This window comes from Bacillus sp. 05T31 (genome assembly GCF_056396725.1).
On record NZ_JBFTMA010001116.1, the window covers coordinates 1 to 880 of the forward strand.

Consider the following 880-nt stretch of genomic DNA (forward strand, 5'->3'; position numbering starts at 1 on the left):
CAGAAAAGCCAGATGATAAACCAGAAGAACCGAAAACAGAAAAGCCAGATGGTAAGCCAGAAGAACCGAAAACAGAAAAGCCAGATGGTAAACCAGAAGATAAAGTAACAGAACAAYCAAAGCAAGARAAAGTCGAAATTCCAGCAGCACAATTAAACGAAGCGATTTCTAAAACGTCAGAAAAGATGTTACAAGATGGAATTGGTAGTGATTGGGTTGCGATTGGACTTGCTCGTTCAGGTGTAAATGTTCCGCTTGAAACGAAAATAAACTATGTTAAGCCAGTAGCTGAAAAGGTTAAGAAGCGTTTAAATCGTTTTTCAGCAACAGATTTAGCTAGAACGATTATTATGATGAATGCAATGAATGTTGATCCTACAAAGGTAGAGGGACAAAATYTAGTACAAAATTTATTTGAATCAGATAAAGTGAATTCTGTTACAGGATACGCATTTACATTACTTGCATTAGATACAAAGAAATATGAGATTCCAGCCGAAGCAAAATGGAATCGAGCTGCTTTAGTACAAGCACTTTTACAAGCGCAGCATACAGACGGTGGCTGGACATATGATAGTTCAAGTAGTAAAGAAAGTGCTAGTAACGTTGATGTAACAAGTATGGTATTAGCAGCATTAGCTCCTTATCAAGATCAAGCAGATGTAAAGCTAGCTATTCAAAAAGCTGTTGATTATTTATACAAGCAGCAGCTAGGTAATGGTGGTTTTGCCGCTGATGGACAAGAGAATTCTAATAGTACTGCACAAGCAATTATTGGACTATCGCTAGTTAAAGATGTAGATCACGATCGTCTTAATAAAGCAGTACAAAATTTAATGTCATACCAGCTTCCAAATGGTGAGTTCAAATGGTTACCAAG

1 protein-coding gene is annotated in these 880 nt (G+C 36.9%); it reads left to right on the forward strand.

Annotation, left to right across the window (positions count from 1 at the left end):
* A partial coding sequence (locus AC1DJR_RS31735; RefSeq protein WP_477004443.1) for a prenyltransferase/squalene oxidase repeat-containing protein occupies positions 1-880 on the forward strand: 880 nt, incomplete at both ends.